Origin of the sequence: Microbacterium sp. HMWF026, from assembly GCF_003061325.1 — a bacterium.
Lineage (GTDB): Bacteria > Actinomycetota > Actinomycetes > Actinomycetales > Microbacteriaceae > Microbacterium > Microbacterium testaceum_E.
This window is the reverse complement of record NZ_QAJB01000116.1, coordinates 1-3,147: the sequence shown is the minus strand read 5'-3', so window position 1 is coordinate 3,147 and position 3,147 is coordinate 1. Positions and strand designations below refer to the sequence as shown.

The window sequence follows — 3,147 nt, the reverse complement described above, 5'->3', positions numbered from 1 at the left end:
GGATCAACCCAGGTCGGCCTCGGTGTAGTAACCGCTGTCGACGAGGATCTCCTTGTAGTTGTCCTTCGTCACGATGGTCGACTCGAGCAGGTACGAGGGGACGACCTTCTCGCCGTTGTCGTACGTCTCGGTGTCGTTGACCTCGGGCTGCTCGCCCTTGCGGATGTCGTCGACCATGGTCACGGCCTGCTTGGCGAGCTCGCGCGTGTCCTTGAAGATCGTCGAGTACTGCTCACCCGCGATGATCGACTTGATCGAGCCGACCTCGGCGTCCTGACCCGTGATGACGGGCAGGGCGTCGGCCGAGTAGCCGCCCGAGGTGAGGGCCGAGATGATGCCGATCGACAGGCCGTCGTAGGGCGAGAGGACACCCTGCAGCTTGGTGCCGCCGATGACGGTGAGGATGTTCTCCATGCGCTTCTGCGCGGTCTCGGGCAGCCAGCGCAGGATCGCGGCCTGGCCGAACTCGGTCTGACCCGAGGGGACGACCAGCGTGCCCTTGTCGAGGTACGGCTGGAGCGTGTCGATCGCGCCCTTCCAGAAGAAGGTGGCGTTGTTGTCGTCGGGGCTACCGGCGAACAGCTCGACGTTGAACGGGCCGGCGGCGCCGGTGTCCTTGCCCGAGGCGTCGAGGACGCCCAGGCCGGTCAGGAGCGAGGTGGCCTGCTGCACGCCCACCTTGTAGTTGTCGAACGTCGTGTAGTAGTCGACGTTCGCGGTGCCGTTGATCAGGCGGTCGTACGCGATGACGGGGATGTTCGCGTCCTTGGCCTGCTGCAGCACGTCGGTGAGCGTGGTGCCGTCGATCGAGGCGATGATCAGGGCCTTGGCACCCGTGGTGATCATGTTCTCGATCTGCGAGACCTGGGTGGGGATGTCGTCGTTGGCGTACTGCAGGTCGACCTGGTAGCCGAGCTCCTCGAGCTGCGACTTGACGTTGTTGCCGTCGGCGATCCACCGCTCCGACTGCTGCGTCGGCATCGCGACACCGATGGTGCCGCCGGCTTCCTGCGAGTCACCGCTGCCGGCGCCGGTGCGGTCTCCCGCGCAACCGGCGAGGCCGATGCCGAGCGCGAGGACGCCCGCTCCCGCGACCGCCTTGAGCATGCTGTGCTTCTTCACTCTGGTTCCCTCCGTTGGGTATGTGGCGCGGTCTCTCCCCATGGAGCCCACCGCTAGAGGCGTCCGGCGCAGATCGGGCGCGCATGTCGACGGGGCGAAACGAAGCCGTCCGGCGAGGCGGGACACCCCGCGTCGTTCGAAACCTCTTCGTCTCGACGGATTCGCTCCGCAGCGAGTCCCGTCGGCCTGTGCGACCGGTCATGTGACCGTTCACATTGTGTGTGTGATGCTACCCCGCCCTGCGGCGGACCTGTCAAGTCCCTGCGTGTCGCGAATGCAGCCGTTGCGCAAACGTGACGTTCGGGAGATCTTCACGCGCGCGGCGGCGCGGTCGACGAGCGCACGATGAGACGCAGGTGACCGGGCTGCGCCGCGGGGTCCTCGTCGACGCTCACCCCGAGGGCGGACAGCAGGTCGGTCACCGCGCGCGTGCCGATGCCCGCGAAATCCTGACGGACCGTCGTCAGCGGCGGCCACAGGTGGGCCGACTCGGGCACGTCGTCGAAACCGACCACCGAGATGTCCTCGGGGACGGATCGACCTATGGCCCGAACGGCATGCATGAACCCGAGCGCCATATGGTCGTTCCCGGCGAACACCGCCGTGGCATCCTCGGTCCGCAGCAGCTCGAGACCGGCCTCGAAGCCGAAGTGCGCCGTCCAGTCCCCCAGCACCGGTGGACGCGGCGACAGGTCGTGGGCGTCCATCTCGGCGAGATAGCCGCGCATGCGGTGATCGGCCTCGACCCAGTCACGGGGGCCGGCGATGTGAAGGATGCGCGTATGCCCGAGCTCGATGAGGTGGCGCACCGCGGCGCGCGCCCCGGCCGTCTGGTCGTTGTGCGAGGTCGAGGTGCCCGTCGACGACACCGTCTGCACGGGCACCGGGAGCTTCAGTTCCTCGAGGATCGGCACGACCCTCGTCTGCGGCGCGACCGCGATGAGCCCCTCGACGGATTGCTGCATCAGGTGGTCGATCGAGGCCCGCACGTCGTCGGGCGCGCTCGTGGCGAGGTTCGTCAGCGTCAGCCGGTATCCCGCCGTCCGCGCGGCGGACTCGATCGCCTGCACCATCGCCGAGGTGCCGTGCGTCGTCATCCGCGGACCCAGCACGCCGATCAGCCGGGACCGGCTCGTCGCCAGGGCCCGCGCCGCCTGATTCGGCACGAACTTGAGTTCGGCGATCGCCGAGCGGACCTTCTCGGCCGTCTCGGGGCGCAGCTGCGGGCTGTTGTTGATCACGCGCGAGACCGTCTGGTACGACACTCCCGCCAGCCGCGCGACGTCGCGGATGCTCGGGGCGCGCCCGCTCGCCTCCGGGATGTCGGTGTCGCTCATTGTCCGCCTCATTGCGGGTCGCGCGCTGTTGCGTGACCGGTCACACGAGGATAACCGACGCGTCGCGATCCGCTCACCCCGGGTGGCGGACGCGGCCGGTGAGGCGGCTCAGGACTCCAGCAGGGCGCGGTAGAAGCGGATGCCGCGGAGCCAGACGTCGACGCGGATCCGCTCGTCGGGCGCGTGCAGGGCGTCGCGTTCCGCACGAGTGAGGTGGAACGGGGCGAAGCGGTAGACGGCATCCGTCAGGCCCGTGTAGAACCGGCTGTCGCTCGCCCCCAGCTGCAGGTAAGGCAGCGCGACGACATCATCACCGAGGGTGGACGACACCGCCGCCGACAGTCGGCGCCACGCACTCCCACGCCAGGGCGACACGGGAGAGGGATCGTCTCCGCGGCGCAGCTCGATGTCGACGAGCGGATCGGCGATCGCCCGGCGCAGGTGGATCGCGGCGTCGGAGAGGGTGTCGCCCGTGAGCAGACGCACGTTCACGCTCGCGCGCGCCGTGGTGGCCAGCACGTTGTCGGCCGGAGACCCCTCGAGCCGCGTGACCACCGCAGTCGTGCGCACGAGGGCGTTGGTCTCGGGGCCGAGCGCGGCGAACACCCGCGTCAGCACGGGAGCCGTCACCGCCGCGTTGCGCAGGACAGCGCCCAGCGCCGGAGCCGTGTGGGCGGCCGCGGTGGCG

General features: G+C 69.2%; 3 protein-coding genes. All 3 read right to left on the bottom strand.

Translation table 11 applies throughout. The annotated features are described in order from the left end of the window. Positions 1-3: 3 nt before the first annotated feature. Complete coding sequence (chvE, locus tag DBR36_RS05375) at positions 4-1,107, bottom strand: multiple monosaccharide ABC transporter substrate-binding protein (RefSeq protein WP_108317906.1); 1,104 nt, start codon at positions 1,105-1,107, stop codon at positions 4-6. A gap of 326 nt (positions 1,108-1,433) precedes the next feature. Next, positions 1,434-2,459: a LacI family DNA-binding transcriptional regulator gene (locus DBR36_RS05370; RefSeq protein ID WP_108317905.1), complete on the bottom strand. Its 1,026-nt coding sequence runs from the start codon at positions 2,457-2,459 to the stop codon at positions 1,434-1,436. 108 nt (positions 2,460-2,567) lie between these two features. Next, the coding region (locus DBR36_RS05365; RefSeq protein ID WP_146185240.1) for a M20/M25/M40 family metallo-hydrolase at positions 2,568-3,147 on the bottom strand (580 nt) is incomplete at its 5' end.